Below are 17,878 nucleotides of genomic sequence, written 5' to 3'. Positions count from 1 at the left end.
CCCTCTGACGAACGGACATCCGCTGTGCTCGCCGTGCACGACCTCGAGATCCGCGTGGGCGCACGTCTCCTCATGGAGAACGTGTCGTTCCGCGTCAGCGACGGCGACAAGATCGGACTCGTCGGCCGCAATGGAGCCGGCAAGACGACGCTCACCAAGGTGCTGGCCGGAGACGTGCTGCCGTCGGGCGGGAACGTGACGCGCTCGGGCGAACTGGGCTACCTGCCGCAGGACCCGCGCTCCGGCGACCCGGAGATGCTCGCGCGCACCCGCATCCTCGACGCCCGCGGGCTCGGCAGTCTCGCGCTCGGCATGGCGGAGGCGACTGTGGCGATGGGATCGGACGACCCCGCCGTGGCCGACAAGGCCATGAAGCGCTATGCGCGGCTGACCGAGCAGTTCGAGGGCCAGGGCGGATACGCCGCCGAGGCCGAGGCGGCATCGATCGCCAACAACCTCTCGCTGCCCGACCGCATCCTCGACCAGCCGCTGAAGACCCTCTCCGGAGGTCAGCGTCGTCGCATCGAGCTGGCGCGCATCCTCTTCTCGGATGCCGAGACCATGATCCTCGACGAGCCGACCAACCACCTCGACGCCGACAGCGTCGTCTGGCTGCGCGAGTTCCTCAAGAACTACAAGGGCGGACTGATCGTCATCAGTCACGACGTCGAGCTCGTGGGCGAGACCGTCAACCGGGTGTTCTACCTCGATGCGAACCGGCAGGTCATCGACGCGTACAACATGAACTGGAAGAACTACCTCCGTCAGCGCGCCGCCGACGAGGAGCGCCGTAAGAAGGAGCGCGCGAACGCCGAGAAGAAGGCGACGACCCTGCAGCAGCAGGCCGCGCGCTTCGGTGCGAAGGCGTCGAAGGCCGCCGCCGCGCACCAGATGATCGCCCGTGCCGAGAAGCTCCTCGCAGGACTCGACGACGTCCGTCAGGAGGATCGCGTCGCGAAGCTGCGCTTCCCGAAACCGGCACCCTGCGGCAAGACGCCGCTCATGGCCTCCGGGCTGTCGAAGTCCTACGGCTCGCTGGAGATCTTCACCGACGTCGACCTCGCGATCGACCGCGGCTCGAAGGTCGTCGTGCTCGGCCTCAACGGCGCGGGCAAGACCACGCTGCTGCGCATGCTCGCCGGCGTCGACCAGCCAGACACCGGGCAGCTCGAGCCGGGGCACGGCCTGAAGGTCGGCTACTACGCCCAAGAGCACGAGAACCTCGACGTGAACCGGTCGGTGCTCGAGAACATGGTCTCTGCCGCGCCGCACATCACCGAGACCGAGGCGCGCAAGGTGCTCGGCTCGTTCCTGTTCACCGGTGACGACGTGCTCAAGCCCGCCGGCGTGCTCTCGGGTGGCGAGAAGACACGACTGTCGCTCGCGACGCTCGTCGTGTCGTCCGCGAATCTGCTGCTGCTCGACGAGCCGACGAACAACCTCGACCCCGCATCGCGCGAGGAGATCCTGGGCGCTCTGGCGCACTACGAAGGCGCGGTGGTGCTCGTCTCCCACGACCCGGGAGCAGTGCAGTCGCTCAACCCCGAGCGAGTGCTCATCCTGCCTGACGGCGTCGAAGACATCTGGAACCAGGAGTACCAGGAGCTCATCGAGCTGGCCTGATCCGCTCCGCGGGCGTCGGTCCGGGTGTCTTAGGCTCGAGACGTGACCCACGACGACTCGACTCCCGGCACCGCGCTCAACGACGGGCTGCGCGGCAGGCACGCCCTCACCGGCGACGCACCTGAGTGGGATCTCGAGGCGCTGCCCGACGACCCGGCGGTGCTCTTCGCCGAGTGGCTGGCGGCGGCGGATGCCGCGGCGGTTCCCGAGCCGCACACCGCGACGCTCGCGACGGTGGATGCCGAGGGCATGCCGGATGCGCGCACCCTCATCCTCAAGCGCGTCGACGAGCGCGGATGGGCGATCGCGAGCACGCGGTCGTCACGGAAGGGAGCGCAGCTCGATGCCGCCCCGGCCGCAGCGCTGAACTTCTGGTGGCAGCCGCAGGTGCGCGCCGTGCGGGTGCGCGGTCGCGTCGAGGAGGCGACAGTGCAGGAGAGCGCCGCCGATCTCGCCGCTCGGTCACCGGCCGCCCGGGCACTCGTCGCTGAGGGGGACTGGGTGCTCTGGCGCATCGTTCCCGAACGCATCGAGTTCTGGCAGGGATCACGAGGCCGACGTCACACCCGCGCTGTGTACGTGCCGGACGGGTCCGGCTGGTCGCACACCGTCACCGTCGACTGAGCAGGCTGCCGACCAGTCAGACGTTCGCGTCGAGCAGCTCGTCCTCGACGTCGGCATCCGCATCGCGGCGGCGCGACTTCTTCTCGGGCACCGGTCGCCCCTCGACCTCTTCGCGATGCTTCACGATCTCGGTGCGGATGATGTACCCGATGAAGATGAAGCCCATGAGGGCGAACAGGATCCACTGGATCGCGTACGACAGGTGGGGTCCGGGGTCGTCGGTGGGGGATTCGAAACCGCCCAGTGTGCCCGCGCCCGCCGGGTCCTCGCTGACGAGCTGGCCGTATGCGCTCGTGATGACGTCGTCTCCCACGATCTCGGCGATCGACGGAACGTTGATCGTCGGCACCTGCCCCTCGGGCGCGCCACGGCCCGAGGCGGGAAGCTGCTCGCTCGGCCGCAGACGCACCACGACCTCGACCTGGCCCTCAGGTGGCGCTGGGACGGCGTCGGGAGAGTCGCCCTCGCCCGGCGGGACCCACCCGCGATCGACGATGAGGACGCGGCCGTCGACGTCGCGGAAGGGCACGAGCACCTCGTAGGCGCTCGTGCCGCCGTGCGGGCGGTTGCGAGCGAGGAGCTGCTCGTCGGCCAGGTACTCGCCGCGGAGGACGACCGGATGCCACACATCGCCCCGGTCGAGCTCGCCGTCGGTGCCGATGAGGTCAGCGAGAGGGACAGGCTCGGCGTCGTAGTTCTTCTCGACGAGCGCGATCTGCTCGGCGCGGGACTCGTTCCGCTCGAACTGCCAGTTCGACAGGAACGCGCAGGCCACGGCGAAGCCGATGGCGATCAGCACGTACACGGTCCATCGCAGCATCCGCGCGCTCATGAGGGCACCCCGTCTCGCACGGTCACCGGAAAGTCGCGAGCGGCGAGGTAGTCGCGAAGGAACTCCACGTGCTCGGCGCACGCCAGCCAGATCTTCTCGCGATCGGCGGCGTGGATGCGGGGATTGCGCCACACCACTTGAGCGATCGCCGCGTCCCGGCACCCGGCGCGCGAGCACTGCAGTTCGCTCACGCGTCGCCCTTGCGGCGCTCGTGGATCGTGATCACCAACGGGTCCGAGGTGCTCTCTTCGACCACTGTCGGCGGGGGAGCCGGGGCCTCCAGCTCCTGCACGGGCGACTCCGCCGTCGTCTCGGTGCTGTCGCTGCCGGCGTTCGCGAACACGACAGCGATGTAGGGGAGCACTGCCGCCGCCAGCGCGAAGACCCACGTGTACCAGCCGTAGGGCTGCACGAACATCATCAACGCGAAGCAGACGATGCGGATCGTCATCGTGATGGCGTACCGGCGCACGCGGTGGTCCGCCTCGGCCTGCGGCGCCTGCGGCAGGGAGGTGACAGCGGGGACCAGTCGCTTGTTCTTCACGATGAGTCCAGCCTACGCCGCTGCGCGGTCGACGGCGCGCCGAGGACGGCACGAAGAACGCCTCGACCGCGGCGGTCAGGACGAGAAGACGAAAGGCAGCGTGAACGCCCCCATGAAGAGGAAGCCGAAGATGAACACGGCAGCGACGATCAGCTGGATCCCGACCATGATGTACCCCATGATCAGCCCGGCAAAGGCCATGCCGCGACCGCCGACATTCGGGTCCGACTTGGTCTTGCGCAGCGCGATGTGGCCGGTGACGATCGCCACGCCGGAGGCGATAAACGGCAGGAAGAGCCAGAACAGGAAGGTGCCGAAGACCACGCCTGCGATGCCGCAGACGAGCGACGTGATCGCAAGTCCGCTGGTCGGGCGCGACGCCGGATAGATCGAAGCCGGATACACGGATCCGTACTGCTGCGGCGGAGCGCCGTAGGGCTGCACTCCGCCCGCCGTCGGCGCCGAACCCGGGTACGCCTGCGCCGGAGGAGTCGAGGACGGATAGGCGGGAGCCTGCGGGTAGGCGGGAGCCTGCGGATACGAAGGAGCCTGTGGGTACGAGGGCGCTGCTCCGTAGGGCTGCGGCGGCTGATAAGGCTGCGCCGGTGGAGCCGCAGGAGGCGGCGGGGGAGTCGGCTGTACGCCGGAGGGGTGGTTGTCGTCGCTCACGGGCATGCCTTTCGTCGCGTTCAGCGTTCCAGTCGCACCGTGGTTCTGTCAAACATGCAGCCATTCCCGACGAGGAGCGGCGGATAGGATCGATGGCGACCCGGCCGTCGATCCTGCGCGGCCAGATCTGGAGTGGGAAATGAGTACTGATCGCGTCGTCCTCGTCACCGGCGGAAACCGCGGCATCGGCCGCGCCATCGCCGAGAGGTTCGTCCGTGACGGTTATCGCGTCGCCGTCACCGCCCGCAGCGGCGAGGGTCCGGAAGGCACGCTCACCGTGCGCGCGGACGTGACGGATGCCGCGGCCCTCGATGCCGCGTTCACCGAGGTCGAGCAGCAGCTCGGCCCGGTCGAGATCGTCGTCGCGAACGCCGGGATCACGAAGGACACCCTCCTGCTGCGCATGAGCGAAGACGACTTCGACAGCGTCGTCGCCACCAATCTCGGCGGGACCTTCCGCGTGGTCAAGCGGGCGTCGAAGGGCATGCTGCGCGCGCGCTTCGGCCGCGTCATCCTCATCTCCAGCGTGGTCGGACTGCTCGGCTCGGCCGGACAGGTCAACTACTCGGCCTCGAAGAGCGCGCTGGTCGGGTTCGCCCGTTCGCTCACCCGCGAGCTGGGCGGACGGGGGATCACCGCCAACGTCGTCGCACCCGGCTTCATCGAGACCGACATGACCGCGGAACTGCCCGAGGACACCCAGAAGCAGTACAAGGCGAGCATCCCCGCCGGTCGCTTCGCGACGCCCGACGAGGTCGCCGGTGTCGTCACCTGGCTCGCCGGCGACGATGCGGGCTACATCTCCGGCGCGGTGATCCCCGTCGACGGCGGACTCGGTATGGGGCACTGACGCGGCAGGGCGTCACCCGTTGCGCGTGGCCGCGGCGTCGATGAGGGCAGCGAGTCGCCCCGGCACGGAGAACTGCGGCCAGTGGCCGGAGCCGATCTTCACGACCTCGACGTCGTCGATCGCGCGGAACTCGTCGGCGTAGGGCCCCCAGTTCTGCAGCCGCGATTCCAGCGACGGCTGATCGAGACCGCCCATCAGCAGCGTCGCCGGCACGCGGTGCCGACCGCCCTCGAGGACGATGTCATCCGTCGGCACTTGCGCCGGGACGCTCTTCGTCAGCGGAGCCGTGCGGGCTCGCGTCTCGTCGTCGAGGTCCGCCACATCCTCGGCGTCGAAGCTGTCCCAGCCGGGGAAGAGGACGACCCCGTCGACGACCTCGAACTCGCTGATGCCGAAACCCGACGGCGGCGGAACGGTGTCGACGAAGATCACGCGGGAGACGGCGTCGGGCCGAGCGTCCGCGACGCCCCAGGCGACGTTCCCGCCGCCGCTGTGCCCGACGACCACGACCGGTCCGTCGATCTCATCGACCGCGGCGACGCCAGCGCTGACCCAGTCGGCGATGCCGATGTCGGCGGACTCCGATGCCGGAGCGCCGACTCCCGGCATGGTGAGCGCGCGCACGCGGTGACCGGCGCGCTCGAGGTCGGCTGTCACGTCATTCCAGCTCGAGGCGTCGAGCCACAGCCCGGGGATGAGGATGATGTCCATGGCCCGACGATAGACCGGGCCTCCGACATCCGCTACGGCAGCAGCGGGATGACCTCGGAGAGGTCTTGCGGCCCGATCACGAGGCTCGCCGCGGCGCGCACCGCGGGCTTCGCGTTGAAGGCGAGTCCGAGCCCTGCGACGCCCATCATCAGCAGGTCGTTCGCGCCGTCGCCGATCGCGATCGTCGCGTGACGGCGGACGCCGAGCTCGTCGGCCCACTCCTGCAACGACGCGGCCTTGGCCGCGGCATCCACGATCTCGCCGTCGACGACCCCCGACAGCGCGTCATCGGCCACCGCGAGGCGGTTGGCGCGCCAGCGGTCGACGCCGAGCTGCGGAGCGATGTGGTCGAGGATCTCGTGGAAGCCACCGGACACGACGCCCACGACGCCGCCGCGCGCGTGCACGGCAGCCGTCAGCTCGTGCACGCCGGGTGTCGGCTCGACGCGCGCCCGCACCCGCTCGAGTCGTGCCACGGGGACGTCCTCGAGCGCGGCGACCCGGGAGCGCAGACTGGCCGCGAAGTCCACCTCACCGCGCATCGCCGCCTCGGTCGCGGCCTGCACCTCGGCACGGCGTCCGGCCTCGTCGGCGATCAGCTCGATCACCTCATTGCGGATGAGCGTGGAATCGGCATCGAGAACGACGAGGAAGCGCGCTGCGGTCACTCGACGAGCCTACCGAGCGCGGCAGCCCGATCCGCGCCGGGCGTCAGAGTGCGTCATCGATCGATGAAGACGCCCTTGCCCACCACGGTGATGCCGGAATCGGTGACCGTGAAGCCGCGGGCGAGGTCGCGTTCGCGATCCACCCCCACCGTGGCGCCGTCGGCGAGGACGACGTTCTTGTCGAGGATCGCTCGATGCACCCGGGAGCCAGCGCCGACCTGCACGTGATCGAAGACCACGGAGTCCGTGATCGTCGACCCGCCGCCGGCGAGGGTCCACGGGCCGACGACGCTGCGCTCCAGGTGCGTGCCTGACAGAACGGACCCGAGCGAGACGATCGAGTCGATCGCGTTGCCGATGCGGCCCACCGAGTCGCGCACGAACTTCGCGGGCGGCGAGTTGACCGCCTGCGAGTGGATCGGCCACTCCATGTTGTACAGGTTGAAGATCGGCAGCGTCGCGATGAGATCGCGGTGCGCGTCGTAGAAGGAGTCGATCGTACCCACGTCGCGCCAGTAGGAGCGGTCGCGCGGCGAGGAGCCGGGGACCTCGTTCTGCTTCATGTCGTAGTAGCCGGCCTCGCCGCGGTCGACGAAGTAGGGGACGATGTCGCCGCCCATGTCGTGCCCGGAGGTGGGGGACTCGCCGTCCGCCTCGACGGCCGCGATCAGCGCATCCGCGTCGAAGATGTAGTTACCCATCGATGCCAGCACCTCGTGCGGGGAGTCCTCAAGACCCGTCGCATCGGTCGGCTTCTCGAGGAACTGCTTGATGCGTCCGGTCTCGGTGTCGGCGTCGATCACGCCGAACTGCGACGCCATCGCGAGCGGCTGGCGGATGCCGGCCACGGTCGCCTTCGCGCCGGATTCGATGTGCGCATCGAGCATCTGCCGGAAGTCCATCCGGTAGACGTGGTCGGCGCCGATCACGACGACGATGTCCGGCTTCTCGTCGTTGAGGAGGTTCATGCTCTGCAGGATCGCGTCGGCCGATCCGGAGAACCACCGCTTGCCGAGACGCTGCTGCGCGGGCACCGATGCGACGTAGGAGTCGAGAAGAGCCGACATGCGCCAGGTCTGCGAGATGTGCCGGTCGAGACTGTGCGACTTGTACTGCGTCAGCACCACGATCTGGCGCAGGCCGGAGTTGATCAGATTCGAGATCGCGAAGTCGATCAGACGGTACTGCCCGCCGAACGGCACGGCGGGTTTCGCGCGATCGGCCGTGAGCGGCATGAGCCGCTTGCCTTCGCCACCGGCGAGGATGATCCCGAAGACCTTCTTTGGTGCTGACATGCACCCACCATAGATGCCGTTCGGCTCAGGCAACTAGCATCTGGACAAGTGAGTCACTAGCGTCTAGGCATGCGCGTCGAAATGATCACGAAGGAATACCCGCCGGAGATCTACGGAGGTGCCGGCGTGCACGTCGCGGAGCTCGTGACCGCGCTGCGGCGCGACGTCGACGTGCGTGTCCGCGCGTTCGGCGGGGAGCGTGACGAGCAGGGGACCTTCGCCTACCGAACCCCGTCTGGCCTGGCCTCGGCGAACCCGGCCCTGCAGACCCTCGGCACCGATCTCGAGATCGTGGCGGCCATCTCCGACGCCGACGTCGTGCACAGCCACACCTGGTACGCGAACTTCGCGGGACACCTCGCCTCGCAGCTGCACGGCATCCCGCACGTGCTCACGGCGCACAGCCTCGAGCCGCTGCGCCCCTGGAAGGCCGAGCAGCTCGGTGGCGGGTACGCGGTGTCGAGCGGCATCGAGAAGCTCGCCTACGAGAACGCCGCCGCCGTCATCGCGGTCAGCGCGGGGATGCGCGCCGACATCCTCCGCAGCTACCCGGCCGTCGACCCGACCCGTGTTCGGGTGATCCACAACGGCATCGACGTCGACAAGTGGCACCCCGTGCAGAACGACGCGTTCCTGCAGTCGATCGGAATGGACCCGACCCGTCCGTCGGTCGTGTTCGTCGGGCGCATCACCCGACAGAAGGGCCTCCCGTACCTGCTCCGCGCTGCGGCACTGCTCCCGCCCGAGGTGCAGCTGATCCTGTGCGCGGGCGCGCCGGACACACCGGAGATCATGGCGGAGGTGCAGGAGGGGGTGCGTCTGCTGCAGCAGACGCGCGAGGGCGTGGTGTGGATCGAGCGGATGCTGCCGCGCGAGGAGCTCTCTGCGATCCTCACCGCCGCGACGACCTTCGTCTGCCCCTCCGTGTACGAGCCCCTGGGCATCGTCAATCTCGAGGCCATGGCGTGCGGCGCCGCCGTCGTCGGCACCGCGACCGGCGGCATCCCCGAGGTCGTCGCAGACGGAGTGACGGGCCGGCTCGTCCCGATCGACCAGGTGCAGGACGGCACCGGCACGCCGGTCGACCCCGATCGCTTCGTGTCCGACCTGGCCGCGGTGCTCACCGAGGTGGCGACGGATCCGGCACGTGCACGGGAGTACGGCGACGCCGGACGCGAGCGCGCTCGGACCGACTTCAGCTGGGCCGCGATCGCCGACACCACGCGCGCCCTCTACGCGGAGCTGACCGCCTGAGCCGATAGGCTGGAGGGCATGTCGAGCGCTCTGGAATTCACCGACGTCGTCGTGCGCCGCGAGGGGCGCAACATCATCGATCACGTGACCTGGCAGGTCGCCGACGATCAGCGGTGGGTGATCCTCGGACCGAACGGCGCAGGCAAGACCACGCTGCTGCAGCTCGCCGACACTCTCATGCACCCGACCTCGGGGACCGTGACGGTGCTGGGAGAGACCCTCGGGCGGACGGATGTTTTCGAGGTGCGCCCGCGCATCGGCTTCGCATCGTCGGCGATGGCGAAGCGCGTGCCCCGCGACGAGACCGTGCTCAACACCGTGCTCACGGCGGCGTACTCGGTGCTCGGACGCTGGAACGAGAGCTACGAGGACATCGACGAGCGCCGGGCCCTGCGGGTGCTCGGCGACTGGCGGCTCGACCACCTGGCGGACCGCACGTTCGGAACCCTCAGCGACGGAGAGCAGAAGCGCGTCCAGATCGCGCGTGCCGTCATGACCGACCCCGAGCTGCTGCTGCTCGACGAGCCGACGGCGTCGCTCGACCTGGGCTCCCGCGAGGAGCTGCTCGCGCTGCTCAGCGGCTACGCGTCGTCGCCGACCACCCCGGCGATGCTCATGGTCACCCACCACGTCGAGGAGATCCCCGTCGGCTTCACGCACGTGCTGCTGATCCGCGACGGGTCGGTCGTCGCGGCGGGGCCGATCGCCGAGACGCTGACAGCCGAAGCCCTCGGCGAGACCTTTGGCATGCCGATCGCCCTGAGCAGCGAGGACGGCCGCTACTCGGCCCGCGCGGCATCCTGATCGACCGGTCACCGAGCACGCGCAACTCCTGTTAGAATTGATCCTTGGTGCATTCGGCACCGCAGACTTCCCTCGTCCCTGGCACAATCCAGGGCAGTAGCTAAGGAATCCCATGAAGACTGACATCCACCCCGAGTACAAGGCCGTCGTGTTCCGCGACCTCGGATCGGGCGAGACCTTCCTCACCCGTTCGACCGTGACCAGCGACAAGACCGTCGAGCTGGACGGCGTGGAGTACCCGGTGATCGACGTCGAGATCTCCTCGGCCTCGCACCCGTTCTACACGGGCAAGCAGCGCATCATGGACTCGGCCGGTCGCGTCGAGAAGTTCAACCAGCGCTTCAAGGGCTTCGGCGGCTCATCGAAGTAACGACATCGCCACGACGAAGGCCCCGGTTCCTCGGAACCGGGGCCTTCGTCGTGTTCGGGGCGCCGAACCGGCGGTCGCCCTGTCAGAGATCGAGCGTGATGCGGTCGCCGCGGATGCCCTCGGGCGGGTCTCCCGCGACGGGAGCCGGTGCCGTGCGCTTCGTCTGACGGTCGCGCTCGACGCCGGCGTCGTGCGCGGACGGCATCCAGACGGCGTCGAAGGAACCGCCGAGCCCTCCGCCCGGGCCCTCGTACTTCCGCTCGAGGGGCATCCGCGAGTAGACGGCCACGATCACGACGACGATGGCGATCACGACCAGGAGAACGATCGCGATCGTCAGAAGCATCCCTACCGTCTCGGCCATGGAACCAGGCTAGGCGACCTCGCGGTCAGCGACATCCGCCCGTGGGATGATCTCAGCGGATGCGCCGGCCGTGGGCCAGGTCGATCAGGTGCGTGAGCACCGGACCCGAGCGCAGGCCGTTGTGCTCGTGCTCGCTCGTCACCCAGAGCTCGACGCCCGGAAGCAGCCGACCTGTCTCGAGCGAGAACTCCAGCGGCACGTACACGTCGTTCGCGTAGACGGCGGCGGCGCCCGTGGTGCCGGAGGTCTCGATGGCCACGCGGTCGTACAGGCGCGGCCACTCGAACTCGGCGAGCTCCAGCGCGACCTCGCGCCACGGCTGGAACGCCGGGACGGTCTCCGTCCACTCGCGGCGGATGTGCTCGCCGGTGAAGAGCGTGACGTCATCGCGGAAGTCGTCCGGCTCGGTGCGCTCCGCCGACCACCGCGTCGCATGTCCGTCGGCGTAGCTCGACTCGTGGAAGACGAAGTAGAGGGGGTTGCGGCCCCCGTACGGCATCGCGTTCATGAGGTCGTAGCGGAAGGCGTTGGAGCGGTGATCGCGCTCGAGGAGCGACCAGAGCGTCTGCCATCCCTCGTTCATGCCGAGCGCCGAGCCCACGGAACGCAGGCGTGAACGGGACACGACCTCGCCGTCGGGAAGGACGATCTCTCCTGCGTCGGCATGATCGACCAGGCGGCGCATGCGGTCGCGGTGCTCAGGGAACCGGCGGTAGTAGCGCTCCGAGGCCTCGCGCATCTTGTCGTAGCAGAGCGCGTAGACGTCGTCGGGGTGTCGTCCGACCGCGCTGAGTCCGCCGGTGATGAACACGTCGGCGAGCGAGCTCGCGTCGGTCGAGAGATAGGCGAGCGTCGTGAACCCGCCGAACGACTGTCCGAGCACGCTCCAGGTGATGGCGCCCAGATGCTCGCGCATCGCCTCGCAGTCACGGACGATCGCGTCGGCGCGGAGGTGGGTGAGGTACTCGGCGACGACGGATGAGCCCCGGCTCAGGTCGTCGTCTCCGACCGGCGTCGACAACCCCGTGCCACGTTGATCCAGCATCACCACTCGATAGTGGGCGAGCGCCTCATCGAGCCAGGCCGGCGCGGTCGACGAGTGGAACGGTCGCGGAGCCTCGTGCCCCGGTCCGCCCTGGAGATAGACGAGGTAGGGGAGCGAATCCCCGCCGTCCCTGGTCACCACCCGCGCGAAGATGTCGATCGTGCGGGTGTCGGCCGGATCGTCCCACACGAGCGGGACGGGCAGGGTGTGCTCCTCGATCGCGAGGTCGAGCAGGCGGTGGATGGTGGTGGTGCCGGTCATGTCACATCACGTTCCCGATGTAGGAGTACTTCACGAAGACCTCCGAGGCGATGACCGCCTCCTGGAGCACGCCCTGGACGGCGCTCATCATGTAATTGGAGTCCCAGCCCATGTAGAGGTGGTGGGTGTCGTCGAGCTGGTCCCACTGGCCCTTCCATGCGGTCTGATCGTAGATCGGTCCGCCGTGCGCCGCACAGTACGAGACTGCCGCGTCGCGGGTGTCGGTCCAGGCGCGGCGGAAGACCCGGTTGAAGAGGTGCTTGACGTCGTACACCTCCCAGCGCTCGCCCCGGTACTCGACGTACTCGAACTCGCGCTCCCATCCTGCGGGCCAGCCGCGGCGCCGCACGGCGTCGAGGATCGGAGTCAGTCCGTCGTCGTCGATCTCGGGCAGCGCCGGTCGCGCCCAGATCCGCAGCAGCTCGGCGGTGAGGCGCACCGTGCGGTGCGAGATGGCCGCTGTTCCCCAGGTCTCGGTCTGCTGCAGCTCCGCCGTCTCGGTCACGGTGCTCCCGGCGTACGCGGAGTCGCGCTTGACCGGGTAGGACTCGCCGAAGTACCGCTCCGACAGCGCCTGCTCCAGCAGGGTGAGGTTGCCCAGCGTCGGGGCGAGGGCGCGGTGCGCGTTCCGCTCGTCGTCGGAGTAGTCGATCCACTCGCGCACGCCGTCGCCCGACCAGCTGTCGCTCGGGACGGTCGGGACGATGTGCTCGACGTCGAAATCGGCGGTGTCGTCGACGCCTTCGAGGCGGCCGAGCACGTACGCGGGGTGGGGGAGCTCGCTGTACTTGAGCACCGCGCTCACCCGCTCGTCCGAGGGTGTGATGCGCGCGAAGGCCCGCTCGAGTGCCTCAGGGCCGAGCGCGCGCGCCCGGACCAGCCGTGCCACGAGGCGCTCGTTCGGAAGGTTCACGAGGGTGCGCCGCAGGTACATCGCCTGGATCCGCTCCAGGGTGAGGATCAGCTGGTCGCGGGGGATCAGGCCGCGCGCGTGGTCGCTGTAGGCGCTCAGCACGAGCGGATACGCCGCGCGTCCGAAAGTGTTGACGAACTGCAGCTGCCTGGCGATCTCGGGATCGCTCTCGAGCGAGGGATCGAGCAGGATGCCGTAGATCTCGGCGTAGTGGCGCCAGACCTCGGCATCCGCCTGCAGGTGCTCGACGTCGACACGTGGGAAAGAGTGCCGGAACGCGCTGTAGACCCCGTGCTCGCCGTTGGCCGCGACTTCCCTTCCGGTCGTCATGACGAGGTAGTGGCGCCAGAAGGCGCCGATCGTCTCGCCCGTGTGCCGCTCGATCGGAAGCCAGAATCGCGCTTCGACGTCGAGCTGCTCGGCGTGCGTGAGGCCCATGAGGATGTAGTTGTGGATGAGCTCGTGGTCGCGAAGCGGCTCGCCCGTCGAGTTCAGGCTCTCGAAGATCTGCTGCGCGTTCGCGCCCGAACCGAGCGTGATCGACACGTGCTCGAGCCGTCGCAGTCCGCGCCAGATGGCCGCTGCCTCGTCGGCGTGCACCTGGCTGCGGAAGAACGCGTAGTTGTCGTCGAACCTCGACTCGCGTTCGGTGCTGTCGCCGCGCTCGAGCACGACCGACTCGTACAGGTCCGCCCAGGCGTCGTGCGGTCGGAGCTTGGTGCGGTCGGCATCGTCGGGCCGCACCAGCACGCGGGCGAGCTCCGCCGCGAGCGCGGGGTCGCTGTCGCGCACGGCGTGCTGCAAGGCGGCGACGAGCAGCATCAGTGTGGTGATGCGCTGCTGCCCGTCGATGAGTACGAGGTCGGTGTCGGCATCCGAGTCATCCGCTGCCGAGAGGATCGAGCCGAGGAAATGCCGGTGCGAATCGTCCTCGGCAGCGACCGCGCGAACGTCGGCGAGCAGCCGCTCGCATCCGCCGATGTCCCAGCGATACTGCCGCTGGTACACCGGTACGACGATGGTGGTGGAGTCCGCTGCGAGCCATTCGATCGTGTTGACAGCTGTCGCCTCGACGTTGGTCGCAGTGCTCATGCTGATGTCTCGCCCTCCCATGACGCCGGCCGCCGTGGAGTCGCCAGGCGCCCGATTCAGTCTATTCGCTTATTCACGGCGGCCCTCGGCTGGCGCTCCGCGGCCCGCTGTTAGGCTTGCCTTATCAGGGCCTGTTAAAACGTGCTGGCCCCCGATGAGAGGACATGACTCAGATCATGGGATACATCAAGTCCAAGGCGCTCGAAGACAAGGGCTTCGTCGTGCTCGACAGCTACAACCAGGAGCTCGACCCCAAGGAGTGGCTCGACATCGAGTACAACGACTGGAAGTCGTCCGGCGACACCCGGTTCGCGCCGCTCGCGAGCGCCAAGGGTGAGATCGAGTGCAACGGCTTCTGGAACCACAAGCCGCCGCGCACCGACAAGGACGGCGTCTGGATCGACTCGCAGACCGCCAAGGCCCCGAACCTGACGCGCCGCGCTCAGGAGCCCGGTGCGAACGTGGGCCGTTGCCGCGTCATCGAGCTGCAGCCGACGCCGTACGGGGAGTGCCTCTACAACCTGCACCAGGACGACAACAACCGGCTGAACCCCGATGGCACCGGCTGGGTCGTCCGCGGGTTCTTCAACCTCACCGATGACAAGGACAGCTTCTTCGTCCTGCGCGAGAACCGCACCGACCCGAGCATCGAGTACCGCATCGCTCTGCCGGCCGGCGCGCAGCTGATCGTCGACACGCAGCGTCTGTGGCACGCCGCCACCCACGTCGGCACCGAGCCGCGCTACTGCCTCATCACCTCGTGGACCTCGGGCCCCGAGCTCGACGCCTACATCGAGAAGTACCACGGCACCCAGGACGTCCCGAACGTCGAGGTGCCGCAGGATGTGCTCGAGGCCGGTTACGCGGAGCAGGCTCGCCGGGACGCCGCTCGCGCCGCCTACTACGCCGCCAAGGGACAGCAGGTCAAGCAGGCCATGAGCGAGGCGTGACGCTCTTCTGAGCAGACCCGTACGGGTCGGAGGGCCCCGGTCGCGAGACCGGGGCCTTCCTCATGGGAATGACACGCTTGTGATTTCCTCGTCTCTGGGCGAGAATGGGCGCATAACCGCATAGATCCGCCGGACTCTCGGTGGTCAGGTCGTTGGGGAAGACGCACCTGATGAAACGGAGAGATCATGGCGACGACGTACGCACGCGGAGTGGTGTTCATCCACTCCGCACCTCGCGCGCTCTGCCCGCACCTCGAATGGGCGGTGGGACGCGCTATCGGTCGTGCAGTGAACTTCGATTGGTCGGACCAGCCTGTGCTCGACGGCGCTCGCCGAGCGGAGTTCTACTGGGACGGACCGGTCGGCACCGGTGCTGCTCTCGCGACCGCGATCCGCGGCTGGGAGCACCTGCGCTTCGAGGTCACCGAGGATCCGACGCCCCGCAGCGACGGCGGTCGCTGGCTGCACACTCCGGACCTCGGCATCCACTACGCGCAGACGGATGCCGCGGGCAACATCGTGATCGGCGAGGACCGCATCCGGTACGCGATGGAGATCGCCGCGGGAAGCGCCACGGAACTGCAGCGCGAGCTCGACATCGCGCTCGGGTCGGCCTGGGACGAAGAGCTCGAGCCGTTCCGTCACGCCAGCGACGACGCGCGCGTCGTCTGGCTGCACAAGGTCGGTTAGGCGCGGAGACGTGGAGCGGGGAGGCGCGAGTATCGGATGCCGGTGATCTCTCCCGGACGCTGAGAAGGCGTATCCCCCTCCGGATGACGAGGACCCCGCCCCACCAGGGACGGGGTCCTCGTCTGCGTCAGATGACGGCGGAATGCGGGACGTCAGCCGCGCGCGGCGTGTGGCCGGCGTAGACGTCGTTCCAAGCCGCACGGAGTCGCTCCATCGCGAGCGCCGTGCGTTCCGGCGGGAGCGTGATGGGGATCCGCAGCCGCCGCTCCAACACGCCGCCCATGGCGAATCGCGGTCCCGGCGGCACGACGAGCCCGCGGGCGCGCGCCGCCAGCGACAGGGTCGTCGAGACGGGCGCGCCGAGATCGAGCCAGGCGGAGAGGCCACCCGGCGCGGGAGGCATGTCGACGCCGTCCAGGTCGGCGACACCTCGGGCCACGGCACTGCGTCCGTCGCGCAGGCGGGAGCGGATGTGCGCGGTCAGGGCGGGCATGTCCTGCAACAGTTCGAGCGCGATGCACTGTTCGAGGAGAGCTGTGCCCAGTTCGAACGAGGGCCGCACGGCGAGCAGACGCGTCACGAGGGAGCGCTCCGCGCGCATCCATCCGATTCGCAGGCCTCCCCACGCGATCTTCGACATCGATCCGACCGTGATCACCTCGGGGCTGAAGGCCGCCAGAGGTGTCGGAGTCCATCCCCGGTCGATGTCGAGCTCCGCCGTCGTCTCGTCGACGATGACGTGCGTGCCGACGTTGCGCGCGGTCGTCGCGATCCGAGCACGGGCGGACTCGGGCAGCGTCGCCGCGGTCGGGTTGTGGAAATCGGGGATGAGGTACGCGATGTGCGGGCGGCCGTGCAGGAGCGTGTCGGTGACGTGACGCTCGTCCCAGCCGTCGTGATCGACCGGTGTGGGGAGCATCCGATACCCGTGGCGGTGGATGGCTTCCAGGGCGTGCGGGAAGGTCGGCTGCTCGACGAGTGCGCGGTCGCCGCGGCGGTTGAGGGTCGCGAGGATGAGGTTCAGCGCGTTCAGGGCGCCGGAAGTGATGATGATCTGCTCGGGGGTGGTCGGCACACCGCGGGCGGAGAAGCGCTGCGCTACGGCATCCCGCAGCTCGGGAAGTCCCTGCAGCGAGTATCCGCTGGTCCTGCGCAGGGTCGCCAGGCGGGGGAGAGAGCGGACCGTGGCGTCGTACAGCCCCGGTGTCGAGTCCATCGACGCGATGGACAGATCGATCATCGTGTCGTCGTCGACGGTCGGGATCACGGTGTCGGAGTGGGGAAGCGCCGCTCGGGTGCCGCCGCCGTGCACGCGTGAGACGAAGCCGTCGGCCTCGAGGAGGCCGTAGACGCGGGTGGTCGTCGAACGCGACCGACGCAGCTCGATCGCGAGTGCTCGTTCGCTGGGCAGTCGTTCGCCGACGGTGATGCGCCCGTCGAGGATGAGGGCGCGGATGCGATCGGCGAGCTCGATGGCGGTGGCACCGGCGACGTGGCGCGCGCCGAGCTGTTCGACGAGGCGGGAGGTCATGTCCCCATGATGCCCGAAAGTGGCCTGGTTTCTGCATGCCACTTTCAGAGGAGTGGACTCGCCTTCGCTGCGCGCGGTGCCGTCACGATGGAGAGATGCAGCTTCGTTCCGTGTTCCTCCCGATCGCCGCGACCAGCCGTCGCGACCTCGTCGAGCGTCTCGTCCAGCTCCTCGTCGGCCTGTTCCTCTATGGCGTGGCGCTCGGTCTGATGGTGCGCGGTGGCATCGGTGTCGCACCGTGGGACGTGCTCGCCCTCGGAGTGTCGGAGCAGTTCGGGCTGGGATACGGGTTGGTGACCGTCCTCGTCTCGATCGTCGTGCTACTGCTGTGGATCCCGTTGCGCCAGCGCGTGGGCATCGGCACCGTGCTGAACGCCCTGCTCATCGGACCGGCGGCCGATCTCACGCTCGCGGTGCTGCCCGCGCCCACGACGGTCTGGATCGGTGCCCCGATGTTCGTGGCGGGGCTCGTGCTGCTCGCCTTCGCGACCGGCCTGTACATCGCCGCCGACTTCGGTCCCGGCCCGCGCGACGGGCTCATGACGGGGCTCGTCCGTCGCACCGGATGGCGGGTGTGGATCGTGCGAACCCTCATCGAAGGAAGCGTGCTGCTGATCGGCTTCCTTCTTGGGGGTCCCGTCGGCGTAGGTACGGTGCTGTTCGCCTTCGGCATCGGCCCGCTCGTGGGCCTGTTCCTGCCCTGGGCGACGCGCCTGCGCGAGGCGCGCTCCCGACAGCTCGCCACGCTCTAGGCCGCCGCCGCATCCGCGGCGTGCGCCGTCTCGGCG

The 17,878-nt window shown here is 68.8% G+C and carries 20 protein-coding genes; 9 read left to right on the top strand and 11 right to left on the bottom strand.

Annotation, left to right across the window (positions count from 1 at the left end; all coding sequences use genetic code 11):
• The first annotated feature begins 24 nt into the window (after positions 1–24).
• Both AUC47_RS12490 and AUC47_RS12485 read left to right on the top strand, forming a co-directional pair.
• Complete coding sequence (locus tag AUC47_RS12490; RefSeq protein WP_096715500.1) at positions 25–1,623, top strand: ABC-F family ATP-binding cassette domain-containing protein; 1,599 nt, start codon at positions 25–27, stop codon at positions 1,621–1,623.
• Positions 1,624–1,665: 42 nt separating this feature from the next.
• On the top strand, positions 1,666–2,247 hold the full coding sequence (locus AUC47_RS12485; protein ID WP_256999571.1) for a pyridoxamine 5'-phosphate oxidase family protein: 582 nt from the start codon (positions 1,666–1,668) through the stop codon (positions 2,245–2,247).
• Positions 2,248–2,263: 16 nt separating this feature from the next.
• Here the strand turns inward: AUC47_RS12485 and AUC47_RS12480 are convergent, their stop codons facing one another.
• The 4 genes from AUC47_RS12480 to AUC47_RS12465 form a co-directional block, all read right to left on the bottom strand.
• Positions 2,264–3,079: an SURF1 family cytochrome oxidase biogenesis protein gene (locus tag AUC47_RS12480; RefSeq protein WP_096715499.1), complete on the bottom strand. Its 816-nt coding sequence runs from the start codon at positions 3,077–3,079 to the stop codon at positions 2,264–2,266.
• Entirely contained in the window at positions 3,076–3,270 is a 195-nt protein-coding gene (locus tag AUC47_RS12475; RefSeq protein WP_096715498.1) for a hypothetical protein, read from the bottom strand. Before AUC47_RS12475 ends, AUC47_RS12480 begins: the two co-directional genes overlap by 4 nt.
• The gene (locus tag AUC47_RS12470; RefSeq protein ID WP_096715497.1) at positions 3,267–3,623 is read right to left on the bottom strand and encodes a DUF3099 domain-containing protein; all 357 of its coding nucleotides are present in this window, start codon (positions 3,621–3,623) and stop codon (positions 3,267–3,269) included. The genes AUC47_RS12475 and AUC47_RS12470 overlap by 4 nt, the downstream gene beginning before the upstream one ends.
• 75 nt (positions 3,624–3,698) lie before the next feature.
• Positions 3,699–4,292 carry a DUF4190 domain-containing protein gene (locus tag AUC47_RS12465; RefSeq protein WP_256999570.1) on the bottom strand — a complete coding sequence of 198 codons (594 nt, stop codon included), beginning with the start codon at positions 4,290–4,292 and terminating at the stop codon, positions 3,699–3,701.
• A 139-nt stretch (positions 4,293–4,431) separates the two neighbouring features.
• Between AUC47_RS12465 and AUC47_RS12460 the strand changes: the two genes are divergently transcribed.
• Positions 4,432–5,142, top strand: coding sequence for a beta-ketoacyl-ACP reductase (locus AUC47_RS12460; RefSeq protein WP_096715495.1), 711 nt, complete (start codon positions 4,432–4,434; stop codon positions 5,140–5,142).
• Positions 5,143–5,154: 12 nt separating this feature from the next.
• Here AUC47_RS12460 and AUC47_RS12455 read toward each other — a convergent pair whose 3' ends face one another.
• From AUC47_RS12455 to AUC47_RS12445, 3 genes are read right to left on the bottom strand one after another with little or no spacing between them, the layout of a single operon-like run.
• Positions 5,155–5,853, bottom strand: coding sequence for an alpha/beta fold hydrolase (locus AUC47_RS12455; RefSeq protein WP_096715494.1), 699 nt, complete (start codon positions 5,851–5,853; stop codon positions 5,155–5,157).
• Positions 5,854–5,885: 32 nt separating this feature from the next.
• Entirely contained in the window at positions 5,886–6,521 is a 636-nt protein-coding gene (gene serB, locus AUC47_RS12450; protein ID WP_096715493.1) for a phosphoserine phosphatase SerB, read from the bottom strand.
• 53 nt (positions 6,522–6,574) lie between these two features.
• Complete coding sequence (locus AUC47_RS12445; protein ID WP_096715492.1) at positions 6,575–7,816, bottom strand: glucose-1-phosphate adenylyltransferase; 1,242 nt, start codon at positions 7,814–7,816, stop codon at positions 6,575–6,577.
• A 69-nt stretch (positions 7,817–7,885) separates the two neighbouring features.
• Here AUC47_RS12445 and glgA point away from each other — a divergent pair, with 69 nt between their 5' ends.
• From glgA to AUC47_RS12430, 3 genes are all read left to right on the top strand, one after another.
• Positions 7,886–9,070 carry a glycogen synthase gene (gene glgA / locus AUC47_RS12440; RefSeq protein ID WP_096715491.1) on the top strand — a complete coding sequence of 395 codons (1,185 nt, stop codon included), beginning with the start codon at positions 7,886–7,888 and terminating at the stop codon, positions 9,068–9,070.
• A gap of 18 nt (positions 9,071–9,088) precedes the next feature.
• Positions 9,089–9,874 carry an ABC transporter ATP-binding protein gene (locus AUC47_RS12435; protein ID WP_096715490.1) on the top strand — a complete coding sequence of 262 codons (786 nt, stop codon included), beginning with the start codon at positions 9,089–9,091 and terminating at the stop codon, positions 9,872–9,874.
• Positions 9,875–9,986: 112 nt separating this feature from the next.
• A complete protein-coding gene (locus AUC47_RS12430; RefSeq protein WP_096715489.1) occupies positions 9,987–10,244 on the top strand; it encodes a type B 50S ribosomal protein L31 in 258 nt (85 codons plus the stop codon).
• 82 nt (positions 10,245–10,326) lie between these two features.
• Here the strand turns inward: AUC47_RS12430 and AUC47_RS12425 are convergent, their stop codons facing one another.
• The 3 genes from AUC47_RS12425 to AUC47_RS12415 are packed head-to-tail and all read right to left on the bottom strand — an operon-like array spanning position 10,327 to position 13,919.
• Positions 10,327–10,608, bottom strand: a complete 282-nt coding sequence (locus AUC47_RS12425) for a hypothetical protein (RefSeq protein ID WP_096715488.1) — start codon at positions 10,606–10,608, stop codon at positions 10,327–10,329.
• A gap of 52 nt (positions 10,609–10,660) precedes the next feature.
• Positions 10,661–11,914: an alpha/beta fold hydrolase gene (locus AUC47_RS12420; RefSeq protein ID WP_096715487.1), complete on the bottom strand. Its 1,254-nt coding sequence runs from the start codon at positions 11,912–11,914 to the stop codon at positions 10,661–10,663.
• Between the two features lies 1 nt (position 11,915).
• The gene (locus AUC47_RS12415; protein ID WP_096715486.1) at positions 11,916–13,919 is read right to left on the bottom strand and encodes a DUF262 domain-containing protein; all 2,004 of its coding nucleotides are present in this window, start codon (positions 13,917–13,919) and stop codon (positions 11,916–11,918) included.
• Positions 13,920–14,095: 176 nt separating this feature from the next.
• Between AUC47_RS12415 and AUC47_RS12410 the strand changes: the two genes are divergently transcribed.
• Together AUC47_RS12410 and AUC47_RS12405 are read left to right on the top strand one after the other, a co-directional pair.
• Entirely contained in the window at positions 14,096–14,869 is a 774-nt protein-coding gene (locus tag AUC47_RS12410) for a hypothetical protein (RefSeq protein ID WP_096715745.1), read from the top strand.
• 186 nt (positions 14,870–15,055) lie between these two features.
• Positions 15,056–15,559: a DUF3145 domain-containing protein gene (locus AUC47_RS12405; RefSeq protein WP_096715485.1), complete on the top strand. Its 504-nt coding sequence runs from the start codon at positions 15,056–15,058 to the stop codon at positions 15,557–15,559.
• A gap of 127 nt (positions 15,560–15,686) precedes the next feature.
• Here AUC47_RS12405 and yczR read toward each other — a convergent pair whose 3' ends face one another.
• Complete coding sequence (gene yczR, locus AUC47_RS12400; RefSeq protein WP_096715484.1) at positions 15,687–17,090, bottom strand: MocR-like transcription factor YczR; 1,404 nt, start codon at positions 17,088–17,090, stop codon at positions 15,687–15,689.
• 95 nt (positions 17,091–17,185) lie between these two features.
• Between yczR and yczE the strand changes: the two genes are divergently transcribed.
• Positions 17,186–17,842 carry a membrane protein YczE gene (yczE, locus tag AUC47_RS12395; RefSeq protein WP_096715483.1) on the top strand — a complete coding sequence of 219 codons (657 nt, stop codon included), beginning with the start codon at positions 17,186–17,188 and terminating at the stop codon, positions 17,840–17,842.
• The last annotated feature ends 36 nt before the right edge of the window (positions 17,843–17,878 follow it).

Source organism: Microbacterium sp. SZ1, from assembly GCF_002362255.1.
Lineage (GTDB): Bacteria > Actinomycetota > Actinomycetes > Actinomycetales > Microbacteriaceae > Microbacterium.
This window is presented reverse-complemented; position numbering and strand designations above follow the sequence as displayed.